This window comes from Naasia lichenicola (assembly GCF_004801885.1).
GTDB lineage: Bacteria > Actinomycetota > Actinomycetes > Actinomycetales > Microbacteriaceae > Naasia > Naasia lichenicola.
The window spans coordinates 218335-243930 of the sequence record NZ_SSSM01000005.1 but is presented as its reverse complement, the minus strand read 5'-3'; the positions used below and the strand labels follow the sequence as shown (position 1 = coordinate 243930).

The following is a 25596-nucleotide window of genomic DNA, read 5'->3' as shown; positions in this document are numbered from 1 at the left end:
GGCCGTCCCCGTTTTGGGGCGCGGCGTCGGCGGGTGGAAGATGGAGGATATGACGTCCGCTGGGTTCGCCCTCTGGGCAGTGTTACGGCGGGACCCCACCGCTCCGTTCGCCGCACCTGCTTCCTCTGATCCATCCGATCCCACCCCCGCCGCACCGCATTCAGCCAACTCTGATTCGGCGGATTCCGACCTGTCCGAGATCGATGCGGTGGTCGGCCAGCTCGCCGACGAGGGCGTGGTCGTCCGCGGCTTCTACGACGTCTCCGGACTGCGTGCGGACGCCGATCTGATGATCTGGCTGCACGGGGATACCGCCGAATCGCTGCAGTCCGGGCTGCGACGGCTTCGTCGGACTTCTCTGCTGCGGGGTCTGCTGCCCACCTGGAACGCCCTCGGCGTGCATCGGGACGCGGAATTCAACCGGGCGCACAGTCCCGGATTCCTCCGCGGGGAGCGCGCTCGAGACTGGCTGACGGTCTATCCGTTCGTCCGCTCGTTCGACTGGTACCTCCTCGACGAGACCGAGCGTCGTACGATGCTCGCCGACCATGGGCGCAAAGGCGCGGCCTTCACCTCCGTCATCGCGAACACGGTCGCCTCGTTCGCGCTGGGGGATTACGAGTGGATCCTGCCGATGGAATCCGATGTCCTGGTCGACCTGGTCGACATGATGCGCGCCCTGCGCGCGACCGACGCACGCATGCACGTGCGCGAAGAGGTGCCCTTCTTCACCGGACGGCGCATCCCGACGTCCGAGATCGCCGAGGTGCTCGCGTGAGCGCCGTCACGACTCCCGTCGTGCTCGCCGCCACGGCGGCGGCCGCCAGCGGCCCCGCCCACGTCGAGGTGCCGACGGCCTACGACGCCATCCTGCTCGCCAGCTTCGGCGGGCCGGAGGGACAGGACGATGTCATCCCGTTCCTGCGCAACGTCACCCGCGGGCGCGGGATCCCCGACGAGCGTCTGGAAGAGGTCGCGCACCACTATCGGGCGTTCGGAGGCGTCAGCCCCATCAACGACCAGAACCGCGAGCTGAAGGCGGCCCTCGAGGCCGAGCTCGCGCGTCGCGGCATCGACCTTCCGGTGCTGTGGGGCAACCGCAACTGGGATCCGTACCTGGCGGAGGCCCTGCAGGAGGCGGACTCGCGAGGCCTGCACCGGCTCATCGCGATCGCCACGAGCGCCTACAGCTCGTACTCCAGCTGCCGCCAGTACCGCGAGGACTTCGCCATCGCGCTTGCCGAGACCGGCCTCGAGGGAACGATCGAGATCGACAAGGTCCGGCAGTTCTTCGATCACCCCGGCTTCGTGCAGCCGTTCATCGAGGGTGTGGCAGACGGCCTCGCCGAGATCGAGCGGCTCGTGCCGGACATCGATCTCGCCTCGGAGGCGCGAGTGCTCTTCTCCACGCATTCGATCCCGTCGACCGACGCCAATCTCTCCGGCCCCGACTTCCGCGGCTTCGGAGAGGGCGGCGCCTATGCGGCTCAGCATCTCGCAGTGGCCGAGGTGGTCATGCACGAATCCGGACGGGACGTCCCATGGGACCTCGTGTACCAGTCGCGCAGCGGTCCGCCCACCCAGCCGTGGCTCGAACCCGACGTCAACGACCGCATCACCGAACTGGCCGCCCAGGGCGTGCGTGCGGTCGTCATCGTGCCGCTCGGCTTCGTCAGCGATCACATGGAGGTCAAGTGGGACCTCGACACCGAGGCCCTCGAGACAGCCGCTGAGCTCGGGATCGCCGCGATCCGGGTGCCGACCCCCGGCGTGCACGCCGCGTACGTCTCCGGTCTCATCGACCTCGTCCTCGAGCGTCGTGACGGCGTGCCCGCCGCTCAGCGACCTGCCGTGACCGACCTCGGTCCCTGGTACGACGTCTGCCGTCCTGGCTGCTGCGAGAACAAGCGGATGGGCTTCAAGCCAGCGGTCTCCGGGCTCGCGCCGTGACCATCGGCGTCGACACTCGGCGTCGCGACGGTCGGCTTCGGATCGGACGCCTTCGGATAGGGACCCGACGGAGCGCCCTGGCTCTGGCGCAGGCGGGGATGATCGCCGACACCCTGCGGGCCGCGGGCAACGAGGTGGAGCTCGTTCCGATCGCGAGCGAGGGCGATGTCAATCAGGCGTCGCTCTCCGTGATCGGCGGCCGAGGCGTGTTCGCCGGGACACTGCGATCCGCGCTGCTGCGGGGCGACTGCGACCTCGTCGTGCACTCCTTCAAGGATCTGCCGACGACGCCGTTCGACGGCTTGAGCGTTCTGGGCGTGCCCACCCGCGAGGACCAGCGTGATGTCCTCTGCGCGCGGGACGGCATGACCCTCGCGGAGCTGCCCGCTGGTTCGCGGGTCGGCACCGGCTCGCCGCGGCGGATCGCGCAGCTGCGCGCGCACCGTCCGGATCTCGACGTCGTCGACCTGCGTGGCAACGTCGACACCCGCCTCGGCATGATCCTGGATGGACGGCTCGATGCCGTGGTGCTCGCCGCTGCGGGAGTCGCGCGACTGGGACGGGACAGCGCGGTCACCGAGCGCTTCGGCCTGGAGGACTGGCCGACGGCTCCGGCCCAGGGGGCGCTCGCCATCGAGGTGCGCTCCGCGGATGCCGCGCATCGTCTGCCGCCCTTCCCCGACCCGACGGAGATCGGCGAGGCCGTCGACGCCCTCACCGACCTCGAATCCGCCTACGAGGTCGAGGCCGAGCGCGGGGTGCTCCGCGGCCTCGAGGCCGGCTGCACCGCGCCGATCGGAGTGTCCGCCGTGGCGCGGGCCGGCAGTCTGGACGTCGTGGCGAGCGTCTACCGGATCGATGGGACGGAATCGATCGTCCGTACCGGACGCGCCGCTTACGACGCCGATGATCCCACCAGCCTGCTCGGCGCCGCGCAGAGCATCAGCGCGCAGCTCGTGGCCGAGCTCCTCGATGGTGGCGCCGCCGAACTCGCTCCGCTCGGGGTGAGCGCATGATCCCCGCGAAGCCGCTGGTCGGCTGGCGCGTGCTCGTCCCCCGCGGAGGCCCATGGGGCCACGAGGTGGCCGCCGACCTGCGCGCCCACGGCGCCACCCCGGTAGTCGCCCCGATGATCAACTTCGCCGGCACCGGCGACGCCCCCGCCCTCGAGGTCGCGCTCGCCCAGCTGACGGAGGGCGCCTTCGACTGGATGTCCGTCACGAGCGCCACGACGGTCGACGTCCTGTCCGCGCACCGAGTCGCCATCCCCACCACCACACGTATCGCCGCGGTCGGCGAGACCACGGCGGCGGCCCTGCTCGCGGCCGGTTTCCGGGTCGACTTCGTGCCCTCTCGCGACAACTCGGCGCGAGGTCTGCTCGACGAGTGGGACGAGGTGACCGGCGCCTCGGTGCCGCAGCGCATCCTCGCCCTCCGCTCCGATATCGCTCGTCCGGTGCTCACCGACGGCCTGCGCGCTCTCGGTCACCAGGTCGAATCCGTCGTCGCCTACCGCACGGTCGGCGTCGAGGTGGACGACTCCATCCGCTCCGACGTCGCCGACGGCCGATTCCGGGCCATCTTCGTCACCTCCGGAAGCGTCGCGGTCCAGGTCCAGCAGCAGCTCGGCCCCGTCCCCGACGCCACGCTGGTGGTCTGCATCGGACCCAGGACGGCCGCCGATTCGCGCAGTGTCGGCCTGCGGGTCGACCTCGTCGCCAAGGAGCGCTCCGCCGCGTCGTTGATCGGAGCGCTGCTCGAGGTCGCCGAACGCGAACGGCCCGACGAGGACGACGAATGGTGACCGGACCGGTGATCAGGCCTCGACGCCTGAGGGCGACTCCCGCGTTGCGACGCCTGATCTCCGAGACGCGGGTGCATCCGGCCGATCTGGTCCTGCCGATGTTCGTGCGCGAGGGCGCCTCCGAGCCGCAGCCCATCGGCTCGATGCCCGGTGTCGTCCAGCACTCCCTCGATTCCCTCAGGGCTGCCCTCGTCGAGGCGGCCGAGGCCGGCATCGGCGGCGTCATGCTGTTCGGCGTCCCATCGACCCGTGATGCGATCGGGTCGGGCGCTACCGATCCCGACGGCATCCTCAACGTGGCCACCCGACTGGCTGCGGCCGAGGTGGGGGACGCGCTCGTCGTCCAGACCGACCTGTGCCTCGACGAGTTCACCGATCACGGCCACTGCGGAGTGCTCGCCGCCGATGGCTCCGTCGACAACGATGCGACCCTCGAGCGGTACGCCCAGATGGCGATCGTGCAGGCGGAATCCGGATCCCAGTTGCTCGGGCTCAGCGGCATGATGGACGGCCAGACCGCCGTCGTGCGCGCGGCCCTGGACGCATCGGGCCACTCGGGGACGGCGGTGCTCGCCTATTCGGCCAAGTACGCGACCGCGCTGTACGGCCCATTCCGCGACGCCGTGGAGTCGGCTCTGGTCGGCGACCGTCGGACGTACCAGCTCGACCCGGCGAACCGTCGCGAGGGCGTGCGCGAGGCCGAGCTGGACATCGACGAGGGCGCGGACATCGTGATGGTGAAGCCCGCATCGCTCTATCTCGATGTGCTCTCCGACGTGGCCGCGATGAGTCCCGTGCCGGTGTGGGCCTATCAGGTGTCCGGCGAGTACTCGATGATCGAGGCGGCTGCCGCGCAGGGCTGGATCGACCGTGAGCGCGCCGTGCTCGAATCGCTGGTGGCCATCCGGCGTGCGGGTGCCGACGTGGTGCTGAGCTACTGGGCGGTCGAGGCCGCACGCTGGCTCGCCCGACGCTGATCCTGCGAGACCGGGCTGTGCCCTTGGAGATGTCATGACCACGAATGAGCAGCTGTTCGATCGCGCCCGCCAGGCGATCCCCGGGGGAGTGAACTCCCCGGTACGCGCCTACGGCTCGGTCGGCGGCACGCCCCGCTTCCTGGTGAGCGCCTCGGGCGCGATGGTGACCGACGCCGACGGCCGGACCTATGTGGATCTTGTCGGCTCGTGGGGACCCGCCATCCTCGGCCACGCGCACCCCGAGGTGGTGGCTGCGGTGCAGGAGGCCGCCGCTCGAGGACTGTCCTTCGGTGCGACCACTCCAGCCGAGACCGAGCTCGCGGAACTGGTCATCGAGCGCGTTCAGGCCGCCGGGATCACGCCCCTGGAGCGCGTCCGACTCGTTTCGACGGGCACGGAGGCCACCATGACGGCCATCCGGCTCGCCCGCGGCTTCACCGGCCGCGACCTGCTGATCAAGTTCGCGGGCCATTACCACGGCCATTCCGACGGACTGCTCGCGTCGGCCGGCTCGGGTCTGGCCACGCTCGCGCTTCCTGCGTCGGCCGGGGTGCCCGATGCCATCGCGGCGCAGACCCTCGTGCTGCCCTACAACGATCTGGATGCGGTCCGCGCCGCGTTCGCCGCGTACGACGGCAGGATCGCGGCAGTGATCACGGAGGCCGCGGCCGCCAACATGGGCGTCGTCGCGCCGCTCGACGGCTTCAACGCCGCGCTGGTCGAGATCGCCCATGAGGCGGGTGCACTGGTCATCCTCGACGAGGTGCTCACGGGATTCCGAGTCAGCTCGGCAGGCTGGTGGGGGCACGACGTCAGCCGCGGGCCCGCCTACACGCCCGACATCTTCGCCTTCGGCAAGGTCATCGGAGGGGGCATGCCGCTCGCCGCGATCGGCGGACGGGCCGAGGTGATGAACAGGCTCGCGCCGCTCGGTCCCGTGTACCAGGCGGGCACCCTGTCGGGCAATCCCGTCGCGGTGGCGGCCGGCCTGGCGACCCTGCGGCTGGCCGACGCCGATGTCTATGCGGCGGTGGACTACGCGGCCGAGCGGCTGTCCGCGTCGGTGTCCGCTGCGCTCGATGATGCAGGGGTCGCGCACTCGGTGCAGCGCGCGGGCAGCCTGTTCAGCTTCGTCTTCGGGCCGGGCCCCGCGCCCCTCAACTACGCGCAGGTGACCGCGCAGGAGTCGTGGCGCTACGCCCCGTTCTTCCACGCCATGCTCGACGGCGGAGTGTCTCTGCCTCCATCGGTGTTCGAGGCCTGGTTCCTCTCTGCCGCGCACACCGACGAGGTGCTGTCGCGGATCGAGGAGGTCCTCCCGGCCGCCGCCCGCGCCGCAGCCGAGGCCCAGCCTCCCGCCTGACCCGCCCGCCTGGTGGCCCGGCAACCCCATTTTCGCGGATCAGGGGACCTGGCACGGATCAGGGGACTCGTGCTCGCCGGGGGCGTTCGAGGGCACTAGCGGACGGGATTCGGGGGCAATTCCCTGATCGGTGCAAGCGCTCCTGATCCGCGAAGATGCTCAGCGAGCGACGTCGACCACTACTCGGCCGGCGACCTTGCCCGCGAGCACGTCGGGCGCCAGTCCGATCGCCTCTTCGAGGCCGATCGTCTGAGGGGCGATCGACGTGACGGCCGCTTCATCCAGGGTGTCCGCGATCAGCTGCCATGCCTCCGCTCGCTTCTCGTGCGGGGCGTCGACGGAGTTGATCCCGAGCAGCGAGACACCGCGCAGGATGAAGGGCAGCACCGTGCCGGGCAGGTCGGGGCCCTGCGCCAGTCCGCAGGCGGTGACCACCCCGCCGTAGCTCGTCTGCGCAAGAACCGAGACGAGGGTCGTGCTCCCGACGGAGTCGACCGCCCCCGCCCACCGAGCCTTCTGCATCGGCTTGCCGCCAGAGTCCGAGAGCTCGCCGCGGTGGATGACGTCCGCGGCCCCGAGCTCTCTCAGGCGATCCCCCTGGTCGTCGGGTCTGCCGGTGGAGGCGACGACCCGGTAGCCGAGGGAGGAGAGCAGCCGGATGGCGAAGGAGCCGACCCCGCCCGCCGCGCCCGTGACCAGCACATCGCCGGCGTCGGCGGAGACATCCCGCCGGAGCGCCAGAACGGACAGCGCGGCCGTGAAGCCGGCGGTTCCGACGGCGGCCGCGCTTCGGGTCGACCACCCGCTCGGCAGTCGCACCGCACTGTCGGCCGGCACGACGACACGCTCAGCCAGGCCTCCGTCGGCTCGCTCGCCGATTCCCGCGCCATTGAGGATCACCGTCTGTCCGGACGGCCAATGGGGGTCGTCGGAGTTCACGACGGTGCCCACCGCATCGATCCCGGGGACCATCGGGTGGCTGCGCAGCACACCGGGGCGTCCGCTCATCGCGAGGGCGTCCTTGAAATTGACGGAGCTGTGCTGCACGTCGAGCACCAGTTCGCCCAGCCCGGCCTGGGGCGCCTCCCGCTGCTCGATGGCCGCAACGGCACCGTCGTGGGCGCTCCGGACGACGATGGCCCGATGGGATCCAGAATCGGTCCGGGTGCTCACAGCGCGATGGTCTTCGTCTCGCCCACGTCCGGGGTGTCGCCGGTCACGATCGCCTTCGCGTACTTGAAGAGAGTGACGACCTTGGGGTCCTTGATCGTCCAGAGCTCGGCGGTGTCCGCATCGACCTTGAGCAGGGCGACGGTGGGGTCGTCCTTGCCGTTCTCGAACCAGGCCTCGGCGCCAGAGGTCCACAGCTCGTCGATCGTCGATCGGTCCTTGACGACCGAGGCGGAGCCGGCGACGGAAACCCAGCCATCACCCGCCTGCAGGGCGACATTGACCTGATCGCTCGCCCTCACCTCGTCGGTCTTGTGGGAGGGATCCTGGGTGAAGAACCAGAGGGTGCCGTCGAAATCGCGGTCGATCAGGCCCATCGGGCGGCTGACGAGCTGCCCGTCTGCGCTCGTCGTGGTCAGCAGGCCGATGTCGGCCTTGCCGATGAGCTTTCCGAGCTGCTCGATCTCCTCTGCGGTCGCCATCGGCCGTGTCCTCTCGTTCGCGAGCGCGGTTCTCTCCGCGCGTGTTCCGTCACGCTACTCGTGGCCGATGTCCGGAACATCGACGGGCTCCTCAGGTTCGAGGAGTAGACGGATGGGCCTCGTCGGCGACGCGCCTGTCGGAGCGCCGACGTAGCATTGTCCGCACCGGACGGGGTGAGCCGGTGTGGGGGTGGAATGAGTACGACGCTGGCGAGCGAGACGTCGCAGACCGACCCCGCGGAGTCCCTCGATGCCGCGGAGCGCCTCGAGACGTCGCTGGTCCCGGAGCCGGCCCAGCACGTCGCGCACCCCGTGACAGGGCAGGCCGCAGAGTCGCCCATCAGTCTTGCCGCGCTCACGGATGCCGAGTCGGCCGGGCCCGCGGAAGGCGTGGTCACGACGACCTGGACGCCGGACTTCCCGCTCGAGCTCGCGCGGGCCATGGGCGACTACTCCCGGGGCGTGGGCGATCCGACTCTGCAGTGGGATCGGGAGGGGAAGTTCGGTGCACCCGGCGTCTGGAAGACGCTGCTCACTCCGCTCGGTCCTGCCACGCTGCACCTCGCCCAGCGCGCCCGCGGCGAGGTCGTCGCGCGGGCGTGGGGCGCCGGGGCGGAATGGGCGATCGACGGGGTGCCGCAGCTGCTCGGTGCCGGCGACGAGCTCGACGACTTCGATCCGTCGGCCCATCCCTTCCTCGCCGAAGCGCACCGCCGACTCCCCGGGCTGCGGCTCGGACGCATCTCCCTCGTGTTCGAGATGCTCGTCGCCTCGATCCTCGAGCAGAAGGTCACGAGCAAGGAGGCGCGTCAGTCGTGGCGCGTCCTCGTGCGCGGCCATGGCACTGCCGCCCCTGGCCCAGCACCGGCAGGGATGAGGGTGGCGCCGTCACCGGATGCATGGCGGATGATCCCATCGTGGGACTTCCATCGGGCTGGCGTCGACCCGAAGCGGTCGCGCACCTGCGTCGAGGCGGCCAAGGTGGCGCGCGGCCTCGAGCGCACCCTCGAGCTAGGCCGCGGGGGACCCGAGGTGGAGCGCCGGCTCCGCAGCGTCTCGGGTGTCGGCGTGTGGACTGCCGCCGAGACACGGCAGCGCTCGCATGGCGACGCCGACGCCGTGAGCGTCGGCGACTACCACGTGCACGACACCGTCGGCTGGGCACTGATCGGCAAGCCGATCGACGATGACGGCATGCTCGAGCTCCTCGAGCCATGGAGGGGGCACCGCCACCGGGTGGTCCGCATCATCCACGCGAGCGGCTTCCGCAAGCCCCGATTCGGTCCGCGGATGACCATCCAGGACCACCGCAACCACTGAATTCTTACGTTCCGGCTCGATACCTACGTAATTTCGTGCACATCCGCCGGATTTGTAGGTAGGCCGCTACCGGCCAGCTCGTCCGCACGAACCGATCGTGTGCACGAAATCGGCAGATACCTACGCAATTTTAAGCACACTCGGCCGGAACGTAGGTAAGGGTCAGGGGTTGTCGGTCAGGGGCCGAGGGCGAAGAGGCGCTCCGGGTCCCAGGTGGTGCGGGTGCGGGCCAGGCGGTCGAAGGCGTCCGCTGGCCACGCGCTCGCGAACTGCTGGGTCGACGCCACATGGCCGAGGAAGTTGATGTTGGTCTCCTCGGCGATCCACGGCTCGATGCCCTCGACGATGCGATCGGAGCTCTGCGGCAGGACCTCATCGAACAGCTCCGGCACGGGGACGCCGATCATGACCAGGATGAACGGCGAGAGCCGCCCGCCGACCGCATCGTCTCCCGAGGGCGACGTCGAGGTGGCGCCGCCGCCGATGTGCCGGATCTCGATGGCGATGAAGGGCACATCGGCTCCGGCGCCGGCTCGCTCGAGGAACGCCGTCACGAAGTCCTGATCGATGTCGTCGAGCTGCATGCCGCGATCCCAGGCGGGGCCGGGCTGGTCGGCGTCGTCGTGGATCGAGCCGATGGCCGTCGTCGGCAGCTCGCCGACCAGGTCGACGAAGGCCGGAGCCGCGTTGCGCATGGGTGCGAGGATGCGCTCGCCCTCCTCGGCCTCGCCGACGAACGCGTACCGGAGGTGGAGCGCGAACCTGCCGCGGAGAGCCTCCGGGACCTCGTCGATGGGCGGGAAGCGCACCAGCGCGATCGAGGAGGTGACGGTGTCGGGAACGGTGTGCACCCAGTCGACCCATGCCCGCATGGCCCGCTCGATGTGCGTCGTGTCGAAGAAGAGGCCGCCGCCGTAGACCTTGGTGAGCGGGATGAGCTCGAGGTCCATGTCGATGACGACGCCGAGGCCGACCTTGCCGCCGCGCAGGGCCCAGAACAGGTCGGCGTTCTCGTCGGCGGAGGCGCGCACCTCGCGCCCGTCTGCGGTCACCACGGTGAAGCCGCGCGCCCAGTCGGCCGTGAAGCCGTAGGTCCGCGAGAGCGGACCGAGCCCGCCGCCCAGGGTGTATCCGACGGCGCCCACATTGGTCGAGGACCCGGTGACCGGTGTCAGCCCGTAGCGGGCGGCCTGCTCCACGACGGCGCCCCACCGGGTGCCCGCGCCGATCGTGGCGATCCGACTGCGCCGGTCGATCCGCACGCCGCCCAGCCGCTGGGTGGTGATCAGCAGACCCTCGGTGATCGGCGCGAACGCACCGTGACCTGTCGCCTGCACGAACACCGGGAGTCCGAAGTAGGCGGCGAACGACACCGCCTCGATCACATCGTCCCTGGAGACCGCGCCGACGACGACATCGGGGTCGTGCACCACCGCGGTGTTGAAGCAGGCGGCCTCGTCAGCGAGACCCTCATCGCCGCGCGCGAACACGGCTCCGGCGATGGCATCCCTCAGCTCGACGATGGCCGTCGAGGGAAGGGGCGCCGCCATAGGGCTGAGGATAGCTGGTCGCACCTGCGCCCAAGCATCCGGCGAGAGCGACGAGACGCAGTGTTCATCTCCTGCCCGAGATGGACAGGACGGATGCCTCGGACGGCCTCTGATCGGTTCGGCGGATCAGGCCTCGAGGACGGCCATGGCGGCGTTGTGGCCGCCGATGCCGCTGACCGCTCCGCCGCGTCGAGCTCCTGAACCGCAGAGCAGGATCCGCGGGTGCCGGGTGGCCACACCCCAGCGCTCCGCAGGTGTCAGGACCGAGTCGTCGTCTTCGAGGAACGGCCAGGACAGGTCTCCGTGGAAGATGCTGCCGCCGGTGAGATTGAGGCCCTCCTCCAGGTCGAGTGTCGTCTTCGTCTCGATGCACGGCCGGCCGTCGGCGTCCGTCAGCAGCAGCGACTCGATGGGCTCCGCGAGCACCGAGTCGAGCGCGCGGATCGCTGCGGCCTGCAGCTCCGAGCGGTATTCGTCGGGATGGCGCCCGGCCGCCAGACGGTGCGGGGTGTGCAGCCCGAACAGGGTGAGGGTCTGCGCATCACTCGCGGCGAGCTCCGGTCCGAGGATGGAGCGGTCGCTGAGCGTGTGGCAGTAGACCTCCACCGGCAGCCGATGGGGGACCCGCCCGGCTGCCGCCTCGGCGAAGGCGTGCCCGATCGCGGAATAGCTCTCGCCGATGTGGAACGTGCCGGCGAACGCCTGCTCCGGAGCGACCCGCGGATCGCGCAGGCGCGGAAGGCGGCTCAGCACGAGGTTCACCTTCACCTGAGCCCCCTCAGGGCGCGGGATCGCGGGCCCGGGCGCCGCATCGGCCGCGGCGAGCAGCCCTTCGAGCACGTAGGGAGCGACGCCGCTGAGGATGACCTCCGCTTCGACCTCGCCGTTCAGTGCGGGCTCTGTCCGCGAGCTCCATCGCACCGACCCGCTCGGATCCACCGACGTGACGGCCACGCCGGTCGCGATCACCGCTCCGGCAGCACGAGCGGCGGCCCCGAGCGCTCCCGAGACGGCACCCATCCCGCCGATCGGCACATCCCAGTCTCCGGTTCCCCCGCCGATGACGTGCAGCAGCAGGCAGCGGTTGGCGAGCAGATCGTCGGCATCGGCGAACGTGCCGATCACGCCATCGGTGAAGACGACTCCCCGGACCAGGTCGGAGGCGAATCGCCGCTCGATGGTCCGCCCGATCGGACGCTCGATGAAGTCGTCCCAGATCCGGGCGCCGCCGCTGCCGGCGATGAGCGCGGCACGCAGCTCGGCGCGCGTGCGGAGCGGCTCGAGCAGGGACGGGAAGACCACCGCAGCGAGAGCCGAGCTGTCCTGATAGAAGTCGGCGAAGGCGGACGCATCGGATTCGGCGCCGATGCGGGCGAAGGAAGCCGCGGTCGCCGTGTCATCGCCGGTGTCGATCAGCAGTCCGGTCGCCCCGTCCGTCGACGGGTCGGGCGTGTACGAGGAGTAGCGCCGCCGAATGAGGCGGACATCCAGCCCGAGGTCGTCGATGATCCGCTGCGGCAGCAGGCTGACGAGATAGGAGTACCGCGACAGGCGGGCGTCGACACCCGGGAACGGAGCCTCGGACACGGCGGCCCCGCCGACGTGGTCCTCGCGCTCGAGCACGACGACCGAACGCCCCGCCTTCGCGAGATACGCGGCGGCCACGAGCGCGTTGTGCCCGCCTCCGACGATGACGACATCAGCCCGTGCCGGAACTCCCATCAGCCGAGCCTAGCCACGCCGAGTTGCCGCCTTCGGCTCGCAGATCGGACCCGCGAGAGCCGAATCCGGCGATTCGGCGCCCCGATGGCGTCAGGGAGCGGGGAGAGCGGCACGGACGTAGTCGAGGGCGGTCTCGGGGGAGAGGCCCAGCTCGGTGACGCGTGCCGCGAACGCCTGCGCCGCCAGCCTGCCCTGGCGCTCGAGTGCATCCCCGACGGCGGCGACCGTCGTGCCGTTGCGCCCATTGGTCGCGAGGAGCTCGTCGGCTTCGAGCTCCTTGTACGCCCGGGCGACGGTGCCCGCGGCCACGTCAAGCCGCTCGGCAAGCGCGCGGACAGCCGGAAGCCGGGTGCCGAACGGCAGCTCGCCCTGCACGATCTGCCGACGCAGCTCCTCGCGGATCTGCAGGAACGGTGCCGTCGAGGATGTCGGATCCACGGCGAGCCGCAGACTCTCGTGGTCGCTCATTCGGCGCGCCGATGGATGAGTCGCGAGAGCACGATGGCGCTGCGGGTGTGGTCGACGTTCGGAGCGATCCGCACTCGCTCGAGAGCAAGCTCGAGGCTCGGGATGTCCCGGCTGCGCATATGCACGATGGCATCCGCACTCCCTGTCACCGTGCCGGCGTCGACCACTTCGGGGATGCCCGACAGGATGCGCTTGAGCTCTGCGGGGGCCACCGTGCCGCGGCAGAACAGCTCGACGTATGCCTCGGTGCTGGCGCCGTCGATCTCGGGATCGACCTGGATGGTGAACGCCCGGATCACCCCGTCGGCGACGAGCCTGTCCACCCGCCGCTTCACCGCGGAGGCGGAGAGGCCGACCACGTCTCCGATGTCGCCGTAGCCGGATCGGGCGTTGAGGCGCAGCAGGTCGAGGATCCGGTAGTCGATGTTGTCCACGGCTGAATCTAACGCGCGATCCGTGCGCAGATCGACCGATCGCGTCGTTTAGTTGCGTCTCAGGCGTCGTAGGCGAAGATCACGCGCAGGGTTCCCCCGCGGACCTCGGTGCGCACCGTCGGGAAGAACGTCCGCACCATGGCGATGTACGGAGCCAGCTCGCCGCGGTCGAGGCGCTCGCCGTCGCGTCTCTCCAGGACGAGGGTGCCCACGATGGCCCGGTCGTGGTCGGTGAGCCGCATGGATGCCCGCGCCGCGACGTCGGGATCCACCGCGGTCTGCACCAGTCCGCGGATCGCGGAGCGCTGCTCGCCGGACATGCGCTCGGCGGATCGCGACGGATCGTGCACCTCGATGCCGAGCTCGTCGATCCAGCTCTCGTCGAGCTGCGCCACCGTGACGGCGCGCAGTTCGCTGGCGAGCCGTCGCGCCCGCAGGCTGTCGCGTTCGGTGAGCACCCCTGATTCGACCACCGAGGTGAGGAACGGCAGGACCTCATCGCCGAGCGCCTCCAGCCGACGTTCGCGCACGGTGGCTTCGACGGCCGCGCGCAGCTCGGGCCCGTCGGCGCCGATGGCCGCATACCGCTCGTAGGCGCGGAAGAACGCCGATGAGAGCACGGCAGTGCTCACGCCCATGGCGAGCACCGGTGTGATGGCGACGAGGGCGTAGGTCACCAGCGGCAGCCGGGAGGTGAAAGAGGACGACTCGAGGACCGCGATCGACGCGATGACCGTGCACGAGATGGCCGAGCAGACGATCAGCTCGATCGTGGGCCGGAAGATGCCGACGCCGAGCAGGACCAGAGCGAGCGCCGGCGGTCCCCAGTCGTCGCGGATGATCGTGTTCGTGCCCAGCTGGCTGCCGGCGTTGAGCGCCACCGCTCCCAGACCGAGCGATGCGACGACCGCGTGGTCCAGGCGCGTGAACGGCGCACGGAACGGGCTGGCGGCGATGCCGAAGTAGACCGCTGACGCGGTGATGGCGACCAGTCCCAGCATGGCGAGGGGGAAGCTGTGGATCTGATCGATGCCCTGGAAGGTGAGCACGACCGCCGCCGCGACACCGAGCACGCCGCCGCCGATGGCGATCCGGTGCGCCACCACCCCGGACACGGGTGAGAGGACCTGGACGGTGCGCTCGGGGATGCTCATCGCGCGGGTTCTCCCGGCACGGTGAGCACGACGGAGGTGCCGGCCCCCGGCGTCGACCAGATCTGGGCACTGCCGCCGAGCTCCTCCAGCCGCGTCTTGACCGAGGCCCGCAAGCCGATCCGGTCGCCGGGGTCGGTCGGCTCGACGAAGCCGACCCCGTCGTCGATGACCATGACCGAGACCTCGTCGGCAGAGCCGAGCACCACTACTTCGGCCGTGGTCTCGCCGGAGTGCTTGAGGACGTTGGTGAGGCACTGCTCGACGGCTCTCAGCAGCTCGGCGACGACCGGGCCCGAGAGCGCGGTCAGCAGTCCTCGCTCGCCCGAGACGGAGACCTCGAGGCCCCGTGCGCGGCAGCGGTCGATGAGGTCGTCCAATCCGCCGTGAGTCGCCTCATCGGATGGCGCGGGACCGAGCAGCCAATCCTCGCGGCTGAGGTGACTGAGACTCGACTGCAGCTGCCGACGCACCTCGGGACGCAGCGGTCCCGGGGGAGTTGTGGCGAGGACGGCGAGCTCGTTCAGCACGGTGTCGTGCACGATGGCCGACGCCCGGCTCTCGAGCTGGCTGCGGTGGGCGCCCTGTTCGACCTGCAGGCGCACCTCGGTGACCGCGTCGAAGGCGGCCTGCGAGCGCTGCCGACTGGCGCGGACCACCACGACCACGACGAGGAGCGTGACGGCGGCGATGGCGGTGAAGAGGTCGAAGCGCCATGGCACGTCGTTCGGCCAGACGACGAACACGAGGGGAATGAACACGGTCAGCGCGTACAGGACGGGGATGGCGAGGAGCGGGACCGCGCGCCAGGTCACGCTGCCGTTGATCGTGACGAAGGCCGCCGAAGCGAGAGTGATGATGTAGTCGGGCTGCGCCTCGCCTGCGCCGTTGAAGCTCTGGGTCCCCGACACGAAGCCGATCAGCCCGATCACGCTGAGCAGGCCGATGATCAGCCGGATGCTGGGGGAGCGCACCCGGCGCAGCAGCAGCACGCACGGGCTGGCGATCAACGCGACGCTTGCGAGTGCGAGTGCGACATACGACAGGCCGGCCACCGCCGTGACCGAGGCGGCGATCGCGAAGGTGATCGACAGCATGACGATCGACCAGGTGGCGACCGCGCTGCGGATCGCGTCGGCGGCCGCGCGGCGCTCGAGCGCTTCTTCGAGCGGCACCGCGGTCATCCAGTCAGGGTAGCCGCGGGCAGCCCGTCCCGCCGTACCCCGGCGCGCGTCCGCCGGGGAACCGTCCGGATCCCAGATCGCTGGCACGTACGCTGACCGCATGTCGGCGCCGATCCCCTCTTCTTCCAGCCAGCTCTTCGACCTCGCCGGGCGCACAGCCCTCGTCACCGGGGCGAGTCGGGGGATCGGGGCGGGTGCCGTCGCCGCGCTGGCCGCAGCGGGCGCGCGGGTTGTCGGCGTCGCGCGTACCGAGGAGGCCATGGGGGAGATCGGCGAAGCCGTGACAGCCTCCGGCGGCGCGTTCGTCCCGCTCGCCTGCGACCTGTCCGATCGCGCAGCCGTCGCCCACCTCGCGGAGCGTGTCGACCGCGCCGGCGTGGAGGTCGACATCCTCGTCAACAGTGCGGGGATAGCGCACCGCGAGCCGGCGGAGCGGCACTCCGACGCCGGCTGGGATGAGGTGCTCGACGTCGATCTGCGCGCGCCCGGCCTGCTGTCGCGGGACTTCGGCCGGCACATGCTGGATCGCGGCTGGGGCCGGATCGTGTTCGTCGGCTCGATGATGACGTTCCAGGGCGGCCGCAACGTGGTGAGCTACGCCGCCGCTAAGTCGGGCATCGCCGGCATCGTGCATGCCCTGGCGAACGAGTGGACCGATCGCGGTGTGACCGTCAATGCCATCGCCCCGGGCTACATCCGAACCGACCTGACGGTCGCCTCGCACTCTGACGACGCGGTGAGCCGTCGGTTCGTCGAACGGATCCCCGCGGGTCGCTGGGGCGAGCCGGCCGATCTGGCCGGCTCGCTCGTCTTCCTCAGCAGTCCGGCGAGCGCCTATGTGAGCGGCGTCGTGCTGCCGGTGGACGGCGGCTGGCTCACGCGCTGAGCGTCGGGGTGCGATCCGCTGCATTCGCCCCGGGTCGTGTTGACATCCCCGCGGGACGATCGTTAGTGTTCTGACTTGTATACAGGTACGGATACAAGGTCGAAGACGATCAGCCTCGACGTGACGCCGACCTCGGAGAGGACATCCCGTGACGTCAGCCGATGCTGTGAGCGGCTCCGCCTTCCTGCGTGGACACATCGCCCGCGAGCTCGCCGCGGTCGTCGGGCCCGAGCATGTGACGACCGATCCATCGGTCCTCCAGGAGCAGGCCGCCGACTGGTCCTGGATGGCGAAGTACCTCCAGTACCGCGAGCTCGATCTGCCGAGCGCCGACTACTCCGTCGCCCCCGCGAACACCGCAGAGGTCGCCGAGGTGGTGCGGATCGCCTCCGAGTTCCGCATCCCGGTGGTTCCGCGCGGCGGCGGATCCGGCACCCAGGGCGGGACCCTCGCGCCGTACGGCGGGATCTCGCTCGACCTGACCCGGCTGAACAGCATCGTGGAGCTCGACGAGGAGAGCCTCGTCGTCACCGTCGGCGCGGGCATTGACGGGCCCACGCTCGAAGCCGCGCTCAATGCCAGAGGCTTGACCCAGGCGCACTATCCAGGGTCGTATCACCTGGGCGCCACCGTCGGCGGCTTCGTCGCCGCCCGCGGCTCCGGCGTCGTCTCGACCAAGTACGGCAAGGCGGAGGACCAGGTCCTCCAGCTCGAGGCGGTCGTGCCGCCCGGAATCATCGTGAACACCCTGACCGTGCCGAGCCACGCCGCGGGACCGGACCTGCTGCAGACCTTCGTGGGGTCGGAGGGGACCCTCGGGGTCATCACCCAGGTCGCGCTCCGGGTGGACCCGTTGCCGGCCGCTCGCGGCTTCCTCAGCTTCAGCTTCCCCGACATCTTCGCCGGCATAGAGGCCGGCCGGCTGATCATGACCAGCCGGCTGCGGCCGTCGGTGATCCGGCTCTACGACGAAGCGGACAGCCTCAAGCTGCGCGACTGGGTCGGCACCCCGTTCACCGGCACGCTCATGGTGCTGATGTGCGACGGCGATCAGCGCCTCGTCGACTACGAGATGGCGGCGATCACGGCGCTCGCCGAGAAGGCCGGCGGCACCTCGCTCGGTCCCGACGTCGGCCGGATCTGGTGGGACGGCAAGTACGAGCCCTACGCCAAGGGCAAGCTGCCCCAGCCGCCGCTGCTCTACGGGACCCTCGACACGGTCGCGCGGTTCACCGCCATCCCGAAGATCTACCGGGCGCGCAAGAAGGCCATCGAGGAGCGCTTCGCCGAGTACGGCGCCCGCTACACCGCGCATCTGTCGCACTGGTACGACTGGGGCGCCATGATCTACGACCGCTTCTATGTCGACGAGCCGCCCACCGATCCCGCCGAGGCGATGGCGCTGCACGACGAGCTCTGGAACGTGGGGGTCGCCGAGGCGCTCGCGAACGGCGGCACGATCAACGACCACCACGGGGTCGGCATGAAGCTCGGAAGGTTCATGCGCCCGCAGTACGGCACCGCGTTCCCGCTCATCCAGGGCATCAAGGACGCCTGGGATCCCGACGGGATCATGAACCCCGGCAAGCTCGGCTTCGGCGCTCCCCGCGGCGGCCGCTAGCCGACCCACGGCTGGATCGAAGCGCCGCCTCCGAGCAGACCGCACGACAGACCACACCCGAAACCCCCAACAGTGGCACGCTGGTGCCGAACCTCAAAGGAGAGTGTCATGCATCTTTCGATGCACAACTGGATGCGGCAGGAGCCGATCGAGACCACGATCGCCCGACTGGCCAAGTACGGCTACAAGAGCATCGAGATCAGCGGCGAGCCCGAGAAGTACGACGCGAAGCACGTGCGCGGTCTGCTCGACCACTACGGCCTCGAATGCTGGGGCTCGGTGACCCTGATGGTCGACAAGCGCAATCTGCAGAGCGCGGATGAGGCCAAGCGCGCGGCCAGCGTGCAGTACGTCAAGGACTGCATCCAGCTGGTGCACGATCTGAACGGCCAGATCCTCACCCTCGTGCCCGGCACCGTCGGCAAGATCGCGCCGGATTCCACCCCCGAGAACGAGTGGGGCTGGCTCGTCGACGGCGTCAAGGAGATCTACGAGGTCGCCGAGGCGAAGGGCGTGCACGTCGGGATCGAGCCGCTCAACCGGTTCGAGTCCTATCTGATCACCCGAGCGGAGCAGGCGCTCGCGCTGTGCGACGCGGTCGGCCCGAACCTGGGCGTCGTGCTCGACGCGTTCCACATCAACATCGAGGAGTCGAACATCCACGATGCGATCCGGCTCGTGGGCGACCGGCTCGTCGACTTCCACGTCGCGGACAACAACCGCATGCCCGCCGGCTACGGCGACTACGACTGGCCCGCCCTCGTCGGCGTGCTCAAGGAGATCGGCTACGACGGCGCTCTGACGGCGGAGTTCGTCGCCCCCGTCGACAGGACGCCGGCGAACAAGTACCCGAACGCCCTCGAGACGAACTTCGAGGGCATCGAGATCGACGAGGAGCAGCTGAAGTTCATCATCGACCACGGCTCGTCGATCCTCACCGAGGAGTACTACGACTGGCTGGTCAAGGTGAACTCGGAGACCCTCCTCCCGCTCACCTGAGCGGCGGAGCGGGAAGTCGTGGGAGGCCGGCCGTGAGCACTGTCGTCATCGTCGCGACGCTCGACACCAAGGGGCCCGAGATCGCGTATCTGCGCGACCGTCTGATCTCCCTCGGCATGGGCGTGGTGGTCGTGGACTCCGGCATCCTCGGCGAGCCCGTCGGCATCGTGCCCGACGTCAGCCACCAGCAGCTCGCGGAGCGCGGCGGGATGACCCTCGACCAGCTGCAGAACGCGGGGTCGCGGGGCAAGGCGGTCGAGATCATGCGGGTGCTGGTCAGCGATCTCGTCCGCGAGCTGTATGCACGCGGGGAGGTCGACGGCGGGATCAGCGTCGGCGGGGTCGGATCGGTCATGGGCGCCGCGGCGATCCAGACGCTTCCGGTCGGCGTGCCCAAGATCGTGGTCGCGCCGACCGCTTCCGGTCACCACGAGTTCGCGCCGTACGTCGGGCTCAAGGACGTCATGGTCGTGCATTCCATCGTCGACATATTGGGCCTCAACCCGATCGCGACGACGGTGTTCGACAACGTGGCGGCGGCCATGTCCGGGATGCTGCTGTCCGGCCATCCGCTGCCCGCGCGCAGCGGATCGGTGCGCTACGTCGCGACGACCATGCTCGGCAACACCACGACCGCGGTCGGGGCGATGCGCGATCGGCTCGGCGAGCTCGGCTTCGAGACGGTCGTCTTCCACTCGAACGGCGTGGGCGGTCCGGCGATGGAGGAGCTCGCCGAGGCGGGCCAGTTCATCGGCGCCGTCGACTTCACGACCAACGAGATCACCGACCCGCTGACCGGAGGCATCCACGACGGCGGACCGGATCGGCTGCGCACCATCGGCCGGCTGGGTCTGCCACAGGTCGTGGTGCCGGGCTGCGTCGACTTCTCGGTCTGGGCAGCCGGCTCCGTGCCCGAGTCGATGCGCAGTCGGCCCATCTACGACCACAACCCGGAGTACACCCTCGTCCGCTCCACCCGTGAGGAGATGCTGACCATCGCCGGCATCTTCGCCGGTCGGCTCAACGAGTCGACCGGTCCGCTGCGGGTGGTGCTGCCCACGCGCGGTCTCTCCGCGCCGAGTCACCCCGGAGGCCCGTTCTGGGACCCCGAGGGCGATGCGGCATTCCGTGCCGAGGTGCAGCGGCTGCTCCGTCCCGACATCCCCGTCGACGTCGTCGACCTGCACATCAACGATCCCGAGCTCGGCCGCCTCTGCGCCGACCTCTTCTCCGACCTGCTCGATCCGTCACCGCACGCTCACCATCAGAAGGAAGTCCTCGCATGACCGACCGCCCGAACCGCGTGATCAACCGGCTCACGACCGGCGACGACGAGTTCCGCGCCAAGTTCCGCTCGTGGAACCTCGCGCATCTCTCCTATGTCGACATCGGCGAGTACCTGACCACCAAGGACACCGTGCTCGTGCCGATGGCCAGCACGGAGCAGCACGGGCCGCACCTGCCGCTCTACACCGACACCATCACGGCGGTCGAGATCGCCGAGCGCATCTCCGAGGAGATCGGCGTGCTGCACACCCCGCCGATCTGGACCGGCTACTCGCCCCAGCACATGTACGGGGTGGGGGAGGGTCGCGGCACCATCACGGTCCGCAGCAGCGTGCTGCTCGGCCTGATGAACGACATCGCGCGGAGCCTCATCCACCATGGCTTCAGCCGGATCATCTTCGTCAACGGCCACGGGTCGAACGTCAAGGTCGTCGATCCGGCCCTGCGCAAGCTCCGCTACGACACGGGTGCGCTGATCGCGTTCGTGAAGCCGTACATGGAGCGCTACGAGGGGATCCTGAAGGGGATCCTCGAGAACCCGCCCGAGGAGACGCCCGGCTGGCACTCCAGCGAGCTGGAGACCAGTCAGGATCTCGCCTGGAACCCCGATCTCGTGCGGATGGAGCGCGCTGTCGACACCCGCGCGCACATCCCCGCGTTCCTGCCCAAGGCGTTCAGCAAGGACGACGGCATGCCCGACGCCGAGTTCGAGGGCTACCAGTACTTCACCTTCCCGATGGACCACCACGAGTTCGTCGAGAACGGCATCATCGGCAATCCGATGCGGGCCACGGCCGAGAAGGGCGAGGAGGCGTTCCGTCGGCTCAGCGAGCACGTGGCGCGCGGCATCCTCGAGCTCGAGAAGGTGCCGGTCAACGTGCACACCCGAGAATTCGTCGACCGGGTGCTGTGACGGAATGCGAAACAACGGCGGCTTATAGTTCTCCCTGACGTGAGCGAGAGGGGGTGCCCGTGACCATCGCGGACTCGGGGTCACGCGTCAACGACGCGTACGACTGGCTGCTTGCCGAGATCACGGGATTCCGGCTGCGCTCCGGCGCCGCCCTGTCCGAGAACCGGATCGCCTCCCAGCTCGGCATCTCCCGCACCCCGGTGCGCGAGGCGCTCCAGCGCCTGGAGAAGGAGGGCCTGGTCAAGCGGACCGACAGCGCCCGCTTCGCCGTCTCCCAGCTCTCCGTCGCCGAGGTCAACGACGCCTGCGATCTGCTCCAGGTGCTCGACACCTACATCTGCGTCAAGGCGGCATCCAAGCTCGACGAGCACGACATCCAGCGCCTGCACGAGAACATCGAGACGATGAAGGCCGCCGCGGAGGCGGGGGACCGCACGAGCTGGGCTTCGGCCGACCTCGCCTTCCACCGCATCGTGAACACCATCGCGGGCAACCAGCTGGTGGCCGAGACCGTCAAGGAGACCCGTCGCCGGGTGCAGCGCTTCTGGATCCGCGGTTCGTCGACGCAGGGCCGGCTGCTCGAGTGCTCGCGAGAGCACGAGGCGCTCACCGCGGCCATGGTCGCGAAGGACTACGCCGCCATCGGCCCGGCCGTCGAGGAGCACATCGATCACATGCGCCAGCGGATGATCGACATGTTCGAGGCCGCCGCACTCATCCTGGGCGAGGATTAGCCGGAGCGTCCGTCGCGACGCTGGGGTGGTCGCCCCTCCGCGAGTCGACCCGAACCGCCGTCATGGGGCGGCCTGACGGGCGGTGTGCGTCATCTCGATGCCGACTAGACGCAGACGGCTGACGGAATCCTCTGCCGAGTCGGACCCTTCCGACGCGACGTTCGCATCCCGCACAGCCGCGTGTGATTGACACATCCGGCCCGTGATCCATATCCTACGATGCGTGTATACAAGTCTGGATACACAAAAGTGTCCAGCACTGAATGACGGTCGCCGAAGATGGCGAGCGCGGATTCCTCACGACGATGTGGAGCGAAGGCGATGGATCAGTTCCTGCTCGTGGCGCTCAACGGCCTCACCCTCGGATCGATCTACTTCCTGGTGGCCTCCGGCCTCACGCTGATCTTCGGTCTCATGCGCGTCATCACCATGGCGCACGGCACGAGCTACCTGCTCGGCGGGTACATCGGCTACTCCATCGCCCGAGCGAGCGGCAACTGGCTCCTCGGCGCGCTGGGGGCGGCAGTGGCCGTCGGGCTGCTCGGTCTCTTCATCCACCAGGTGCTCATCCGGCGATTCCAGGACGACGATCTGCGCGTCGCGCTGATCACCCTCGGCGTCTCCCTGATCGGCACCGACCTGATGTTCGCCGCGTTCGGCGGCACCGCGACCCAGGTTCCGATCCCCGCCGAGTGGCAGACCGCGCTCACGCTCCCGTCTGGCGATCGCTATCCGGCGATCCGACTGATCATCCTGGTGCTCGCCGTCGTCATCGGCGTGGTCATGTGGCTCGTCATCAACAGGACACGGGCGGGCTCCATCGTGCGGGCCGGCGTCGATGACAGCGCCATGACCTCGGCGACGGGGGTCAATGTCCGGGTCGTGTTCGCCGTCGTCTTCGTCGTCGGGTCCGCGCTGGCCGCCTTCGCCGGCGTCGTCGGCGGATCGCTGTTCCCCCTGCTGCCCGGTCAGGACGGCACCTACCTGCTGTTCTCGCTCGTGGTCGTCATCGTCGGCGGCATGGGCAGCATTCCGGGAGCGGCCATCGGAGCTGCACTGGTGGGTCTGGTCTCGCAGTTCGGCCTCGTCTTCGCCCCCACGTACGCCACCGTGCTCACCTTCGCGCTCATGGTGTTCGTTCTAGCCTTCCGGCCCCAGGGCATCCTCGGGAGGGCCGTATGAGCACCCTGCCGAACAAGGGCGAGCCGATCACCACCACGCCGTCGTCGCCGGCGTCGAAGCGTCGGCCCATCCTCTGGGTGCGCAACCGCTGGGTGCTGGTCGGCCTGGTCGTCGCATTCGCCGTGCTGTTCCCCTGGCTGGTGGATCGGCCGAGGTTCTGGATCCCCAACATCGGCATCCGGACCCTGTGGCTCGGCACCATCGCCATGAGCCTCGTCTTCCTCAACAAGTACGTGGGCCTGCTCTCGCTCGCCCAGGTCACCTTCGCCGGCATCGCCGCCTATGGGGTCGGCTACTTCTCCGTGACGCTCGGCCTGCCCTACCTGCTGTCCATCCCGATCGGAATCCTGATCGGCACCCTCGCCGGGTTCCTGGTGGCGCTCATCGCCGTGCGCACCAAGGCCATCTACTTCCTGATGATCACCCTCGCCATCGGCCAGGTCTTCTTCTCCTACGCATCCCAGGCGATCGAGGTCACGGGAGCGCGTCGGGGCCTCTCGCCGATCCTCCGCGAGGACTACGGTTTCGTCGACTTCCGCACCCTCGAGGTCTTCTACTACGCGGCGCTTCTCGCGGTCGTCCTGCTCTACCTGCTCTGCCACTACCTCGCGAACACCTCGTTCGGCTTCGCGCTGCAGGGGATCCGCGACAGCCCGGATCGGATGGCGGCCCTCGGCTATCGGGTGAACCGCTATCGGGTCGCCGCCGTGACCTTCGCGGCCTTCGTCGCGTCGGTCGGAGGGATGATCCTCGTCTTCGACCGCAGCCAGGTCGATCCCGACGTGGTCAGCCTCGGCTCCACCCTCGACGTGCTCATCGCGGCGGTCGTCGGCGGAGTCGGATCGCTCGGCGGCGTGTTCCTCGGAGCCGTCGTGCTCGCGCTCCTCGACAACTTCGCTCAGGACTTCACCGAGCGCTACCAGACCCTCACCGGGGTCATCTTCATCGTCGTCCTGCTCTTCGCGCCCGCGGGTCTCGCGGGCGTCGGCGGGCAGGTCACACGGGCGATCCGGAAGCGACGCGATCGCGCCGCGCCTCCGCCACCCGAGCACCAAGAACCGCAGGCGCCTGTGCCCGCGGAGTCCGCAATCCAGAAAGGAAACCAGCAATGAAGCTGAGGAACAGCCGCGTCATCACCGCGGCCGCGATCGGCTCTGTGCTCCTGCTCTCACTCGCAGCCTGTCGCGGAAGCGACACCGGCAGCGAAGGGGGCGGAGGCGGAGAAGCCGCAGGCGACGACACCATCACCATCGGCGTGCTCGCGACCGACACGGGCAACCTGGCATTCGGCATGGACGCCGCCAAAGAGGCGATCAATGCCGTCCTGAAGGCAGAGGGCGACACGATCGGCGGCAAGAAGCTCGAATTCGTCTACGAGGGAACGGACGGGACCTCGAGTTCCGCCCAGACCAAGGTCAAGAAGCTCGTGGAGAACGACGGCGTCGACATCGTTCTCGGTCCGGTCTCGGGCGACGAGGGCGAGACGGTGACGCAGTACGCGCTCACGGTGCCCGACGTCACCTTCGTCAACGGCTCGGCGAGCCCCGTGAGCCAGACACTGGAGGGGGCTACCAACTTCTTCCGCTTCCACGGCGACTCGGCCATGTGGATGGGTGGGGTGGGTGACTACGCCTACAACGAGAAGGGCTACAAGAAGATCTACGGCGTCGCGGAGGACTACTCGTTCCCCTACGACAACGCCGGCGGATTCTTCTCGGAGTTCTGCGCTGCGGGCGGCGACCTGACCGGCTTCAGCTGGGTGCCGGTGGGCACCACCGACTACGCGACGATCATCAGTCAGATCCCGCGTGATGTCGATGCGGTCTACGTCGGCCTCGGCGGTGCGGACGCGGCGAGCTTCCTGTCGCAGGCGGTGACGAACGGGCTCACCAAGCCCCTCGTCGGCGGCTCGATCGCGGTCGACCCGACCGCTCTCGGCGGCGATGCCAACATCCGTGACGCGGCGATCGGCACGATCACCGGCGGACCCGTCCCCGGAAGCGGCTACGACACCCCGGAATGGAACCAGTTCCTGACCGAGATCCCGACGCCGAACATCTTCTCGCTGCTCTACTACAACTCGTTCAAGTCGCTCTACCTGGGTCTCAAGGCGACCGACGGCGAGCTGGGCGACGGCCAGGAGACCCTGCGCGATGCTCTGAAGAGCCTCGACTGGGACAGCCCGACCGGCAACATCACCCTGGACAAGAACAACCAGGGCATCGTCGACAACTTCATCACCGAGGTTCAGGCGAACGATGACGGAACCCTCGGCACGGTGACGATCAGCGAGGACAAGGGAGTGAAGCAGGGCACGACGGTCTACGACCGCTTCGAGTCCTGCCCCAGCTAGCAACCAGCGGTGACTCAATCCGTGGCCGGTCCGGCGACAGCCGGAC

The 25596-nt window shown here is 69.4% G+C and carries 24 protein-coding genes; 16 read left to right on the top strand and 8 right to left on the bottom strand.

Annotated features, from left to right (window positions below; genetic code table 11):
- Positions 1-40: 40 nt before the first annotated feature.
- Genes hemQ through hemL form a run of 6 tightly spaced genes read left to right on the top strand, consistent with a single transcriptional unit; the run spans position 41 to position 6094 of the window.
- Positions 41-778: a hydrogen peroxide-dependent heme synthase gene (hemQ, locus tag E6C64_RS12030; protein WP_136427757.1), complete on the top strand. Its 738-nt coding sequence runs from the start codon at positions 41-43 to the stop codon at positions 776-778.
- Entirely contained in the window at positions 775-1950 is a 1176-nt protein-coding gene (locus tag E6C64_RS12025) for a ferrochelatase (RefSeq protein ID WP_438941861.1), read from the top strand. Before hemQ ends, E6C64_RS12025 begins: the two co-directional genes overlap by 4 nt.
- Positions 1947-2966 carry a hydroxymethylbilane synthase gene (hemC, locus tag E6C64_RS12020; protein ID WP_269846382.1) on the top strand — a complete coding sequence of 340 codons (1020 nt, stop codon included), beginning with the start codon at positions 1947-1949 and terminating at the stop codon, positions 2964-2966. The genes E6C64_RS12025 and hemC overlap by 4 nt, the downstream gene beginning before the upstream one ends.
- The gene (locus tag E6C64_RS12015) at positions 2963-3754 is read left to right on the top strand and encodes a uroporphyrinogen-III synthase (RefSeq protein WP_136427756.1); all 792 of its coding nucleotides are present in this window, start codon (positions 2963-2965) and stop codon (positions 3752-3754) included. The genes hemC and E6C64_RS12015 overlap by 4 nt, the downstream gene beginning before the upstream one ends.
- Positions 3748-4731 (top strand): porphobilinogen synthase, encoded by a 984-nt coding sequence (gene hemB, locus E6C64_RS12010; protein ID WP_438941860.1) that lies wholly within the window; start codon positions 3748-3750, stop codon positions 4729-4731. Before E6C64_RS12015 ends, hemB begins: the two co-directional genes overlap by 7 nt.
- Before the next feature lie 34 nt (positions 4732-4765).
- Positions 4766-6094, top strand: coding sequence for a glutamate-1-semialdehyde 2,1-aminomutase (hemL, locus tag E6C64_RS12005; protein WP_136427755.1), 1329 nt, complete (start codon positions 4766-4768; stop codon positions 6092-6094).
- Between the two features lie 159 nt (positions 6095-6253).
- Here hemL and E6C64_RS12000 read toward each other — a convergent pair whose 3' ends face one another.
- Both E6C64_RS12000 and E6C64_RS11995 read right to left on the bottom strand, forming a co-directional pair.
- Positions 6254-7267, bottom strand: coding sequence for an MDR family oxidoreductase (locus E6C64_RS12000; protein ID WP_136427754.1), 1014 nt, complete (start codon positions 7265-7267; stop codon positions 6254-6256).
- Positions 7264-7746 (bottom strand): pyridoxamine 5'-phosphate oxidase family protein, encoded by a 483-nt coding sequence (locus E6C64_RS11995; protein ID WP_136427753.1) that lies wholly within the window; start codon positions 7744-7746, stop codon positions 7264-7266. Before E6C64_RS11995 ends, E6C64_RS12000 begins: the two co-directional genes overlap by 4 nt.
- 195 nt (positions 7747-7941) lie before the next feature.
- Here E6C64_RS11995 and E6C64_RS11990 point away from each other — a divergent pair, with 195 nt between their 5' ends.
- Positions 7942-9066 carry a DNA-3-methyladenine glycosylase family protein gene (locus tag E6C64_RS11990; RefSeq protein WP_199241030.1) on the top strand — a complete coding sequence of 375 codons (1125 nt, stop codon included), beginning with the start codon at positions 7942-7944 and terminating at the stop codon, positions 9064-9066.
- A 176-nt stretch (positions 9067-9242) separates the two neighbouring features.
- Here the strand turns inward: E6C64_RS11990 and E6C64_RS11985 are convergent, their stop codons facing one another.
- The 6 genes from E6C64_RS11985 to E6C64_RS11960 form a co-directional block, all read right to left on the bottom strand.
- Positions 9243-10616, bottom strand: coding sequence for an FAD-binding oxidoreductase (locus E6C64_RS11985; protein ID WP_136427752.1), 1374 nt, complete (start codon positions 10614-10616; stop codon positions 9243-9245).
- A gap of 126 nt (positions 10617-10742) precedes the next feature.
- Positions 10743-12338 (bottom strand): phytoene desaturase family protein, encoded by a 1596-nt coding sequence (locus E6C64_RS11980; protein WP_136427751.1) that lies wholly within the window; start codon positions 12336-12338, stop codon positions 10743-10745.
- Positions 12339-12428: 90 nt separating this feature from the next.
- On the bottom strand, positions 12429-12806 hold the full coding sequence (locus E6C64_RS11975) for a GntR family transcriptional regulator (RefSeq protein WP_136427750.1): 378 nt from the start codon (positions 12804-12806) through the stop codon (positions 12429-12431).
- Complete coding sequence (locus E6C64_RS11970; RefSeq protein WP_136427749.1) at positions 12803-13240, bottom strand: Lrp/AsnC family transcriptional regulator; 438 nt, start codon at positions 13238-13240, stop codon at positions 12803-12805. Before E6C64_RS11970 ends, E6C64_RS11975 begins: the two co-directional genes overlap by 4 nt.
- Before the next feature lie 59 nt (positions 13241-13299).
- Positions 13300-14394, bottom strand: a complete 1095-nt coding sequence (locus E6C64_RS11965; protein ID WP_136427748.1) for a hypothetical protein — start codon at positions 14392-14394, stop codon at positions 13300-13302.
- A complete protein-coding gene (locus E6C64_RS11960; RefSeq protein ID WP_136427747.1) occupies positions 14391-15575 on the bottom strand; it encodes a sensor histidine kinase in 1185 nt (394 codons plus the stop codon). The genes E6C64_RS11965 and E6C64_RS11960 overlap by 4 nt, the downstream gene beginning before the upstream one ends.
- A gap of 100 nt (positions 15576-15675) precedes the next feature.
- On the opposite strand from E6C64_RS11960, the gene E6C64_RS11955 reads away from it, so the two are divergent.
- From E6C64_RS11955 to E6C64_RS11915, 9 genes are all read left to right on the top strand, one after another.
- A complete protein-coding gene (locus tag E6C64_RS11955; protein ID WP_136427746.1) occupies positions 15676-16461 on the top strand; it encodes an SDR family oxidoreductase in 786 nt (261 codons plus the stop codon).
- 148 nt (positions 16462-16609) lie between these two features.
- Positions 16610-18082, top strand: a complete 1473-nt coding sequence (locus tag E6C64_RS11950; protein WP_136427745.1) for an FAD-binding oxidoreductase — start codon at positions 16610-16612, stop codon at positions 18080-18082.
- A 108-nt stretch (positions 18083-18190) separates the two neighbouring features.
- Positions 18191-19081: a sugar phosphate isomerase/epimerase family protein gene (locus E6C64_RS11945; protein WP_136427744.1), complete on the top strand. Its 891-nt coding sequence runs from the start codon at positions 18191-18193 to the stop codon at positions 19079-19081.
- A gap of 32 nt (positions 19082-19113) precedes the next feature.
- Positions 19114-20367 (top strand): Tm-1-like ATP-binding domain-containing protein, encoded by a 1254-nt coding sequence (locus E6C64_RS11940; protein WP_158437851.1) that lies wholly within the window; start codon positions 19114-19116, stop codon positions 20365-20367.
- Positions 20364-21281, top strand: coding sequence for a creatininase family protein (locus E6C64_RS11935; protein ID WP_136427742.1), 918 nt, complete (start codon positions 20364-20366; stop codon positions 21279-21281). The genes E6C64_RS11940 and E6C64_RS11935 overlap by 4 nt, the downstream gene beginning before the upstream one ends.
- A 59-nt stretch (positions 21282-21340) precedes the next feature.
- The gene (locus E6C64_RS11930) at positions 21341-22015 is read left to right on the top strand and encodes a GntR family transcriptional regulator (protein WP_158437850.1); all 675 of its coding nucleotides are present in this window, start codon (positions 21341-21343) and stop codon (positions 22013-22015) included.
- Positions 22016-22336: 321 nt separating this feature from the next.
- Positions 22337-23197, top strand: a complete 861-nt coding sequence (locus E6C64_RS11925) for a branched-chain amino acid ABC transporter permease (RefSeq protein WP_136427740.1) — start codon at positions 22337-22339, stop codon at positions 23195-23197.
- Complete coding sequence (locus tag E6C64_RS11920) at positions 23194-24309, top strand: branched-chain amino acid ABC transporter permease (protein ID WP_136427739.1); 1116 nt, start codon at positions 23194-23196, stop codon at positions 24307-24309. The genes E6C64_RS11925 and E6C64_RS11920 overlap by 4 nt, the downstream gene beginning before the upstream one ends.
- Positions 24306-25550 (top strand): ABC transporter substrate-binding protein, encoded by a 1245-nt coding sequence (locus E6C64_RS11915; protein WP_136427738.1) that lies wholly within the window; start codon positions 24306-24308, stop codon positions 25548-25550. The genes E6C64_RS11920 and E6C64_RS11915 overlap by 4 nt, the downstream gene beginning before the upstream one ends.
- Positions 25551-25596: the final 46 nt, after the last annotated feature.

What these genes read in the sequence shown, in the direction of transcription:
- hemQ (WP_136427757.1), top strand. Translation starts at nt 41, where the DNA reads ATGGAGGATATGACGTCCGCTGGGTTCGCCCTCTGGGCAGTGTTACGG.
- E6C64_RS12015 (WP_136427756.1), top strand. Translation starts at nt 2,963, where the DNA reads ATGATCCCCGCGAAGCCGCTGGTCGGCTGGCGCGTGCTCGTCCCCCGC.
- hemB (WP_438941860.1), top strand. Translation starts at nt 3,748, where the DNA reads ATGGTGACCGGACCGGTGATCAGGCCTCGACGCCTGAGGGCGACTCCC.
- hemL (WP_136427755.1), top strand. Translation starts at nt 4,766, where the DNA reads ATGACCACGAATGAGCAGCTGTTCGATCGCGCCCGCCAGGCGATCCCC.
- E6C64_RS11995 (WP_136427753.1), bottom strand. Translation starts at nt 7,746, where the DNA reads ATGGCGACCGCAGAGGAGATCGAGCAGCTCGGAAAGCTCATCGGCAAG.
- E6C64_RS11990 (WP_199241030.1), top strand. Translation starts at nt 7,942, where the DNA reads ATGAGTACGACGCTGGCGAGCGAGACGTCGCAGACCGACCCCGCGGAG.
- E6C64_RS11985 (WP_136427752.1), bottom strand. Translation starts at nt 10,616, where the DNA reads ATGGCGGCGCCCCTTCCCTCGACGGCCATCGTCGAGCTGAGGGATGCC.
- E6C64_RS11980 (WP_136427751.1), bottom strand. Translation starts at nt 12,338, where the DNA reads ATGGGAGTTCCGGCACGGGCTGATGTCGTCATCGTCGGAGGCGGGCAC.
- E6C64_RS11975 (WP_136427750.1), bottom strand. Translation starts at nt 12,806, where the DNA reads ATGAGCGACCACGAGAGTCTGCGGCTCGCCGTGGATCCGACATCCTCG.
- E6C64_RS11965 (WP_136427748.1), bottom strand. Translation starts at nt 14,394, where the DNA reads ATGAGCATCCCCGAGCGCACCGTCCAGGTCCTCTCACCCGTGTCCGGG.
- E6C64_RS11960 (WP_136427747.1), bottom strand. Translation starts at nt 15,575, where the DNA reads ATGACCGCGGTGCCGCTCGAAGAAGCGCTCGAGCGCCGCGCGGCCGCC.
- E6C64_RS11955 (WP_136427746.1), top strand. Translation starts at nt 15,676, where the DNA reads ATGTCGGCGCCGATCCCCTCTTCTTCCAGCCAGCTCTTCGACCTCGCC.
- E6C64_RS11945 (WP_136427744.1), top strand. Translation starts at nt 18,191, where the DNA reads ATGCATCTTTCGATGCACAACTGGATGCGGCAGGAGCCGATCGAGACC.
- E6C64_RS11935 (WP_136427742.1), top strand. Translation starts at nt 20,364, where the DNA reads ATGACCGACCGCCCGAACCGCGTGATCAACCGGCTCACGACCGGCGAC.
- E6C64_RS11925 (WP_136427740.1), top strand. Translation starts at nt 22,337, where the DNA reads ATGGATCAGTTCCTGCTCGTGGCGCTCAACGGCCTCACCCTCGGATCG.
- E6C64_RS11920 (WP_136427739.1), top strand. Translation starts at nt 23,194, where the DNA reads ATGAGCACCCTGCCGAACAAGGGCGAGCCGATCACCACCACGCCGTCG.
- E6C64_RS11915 (WP_136427738.1), top strand. Translation starts at nt 24,306, where the DNA reads ATGAAGCTGAGGAACAGCCGCGTCATCACCGCGGCCGCGATCGGCTCT.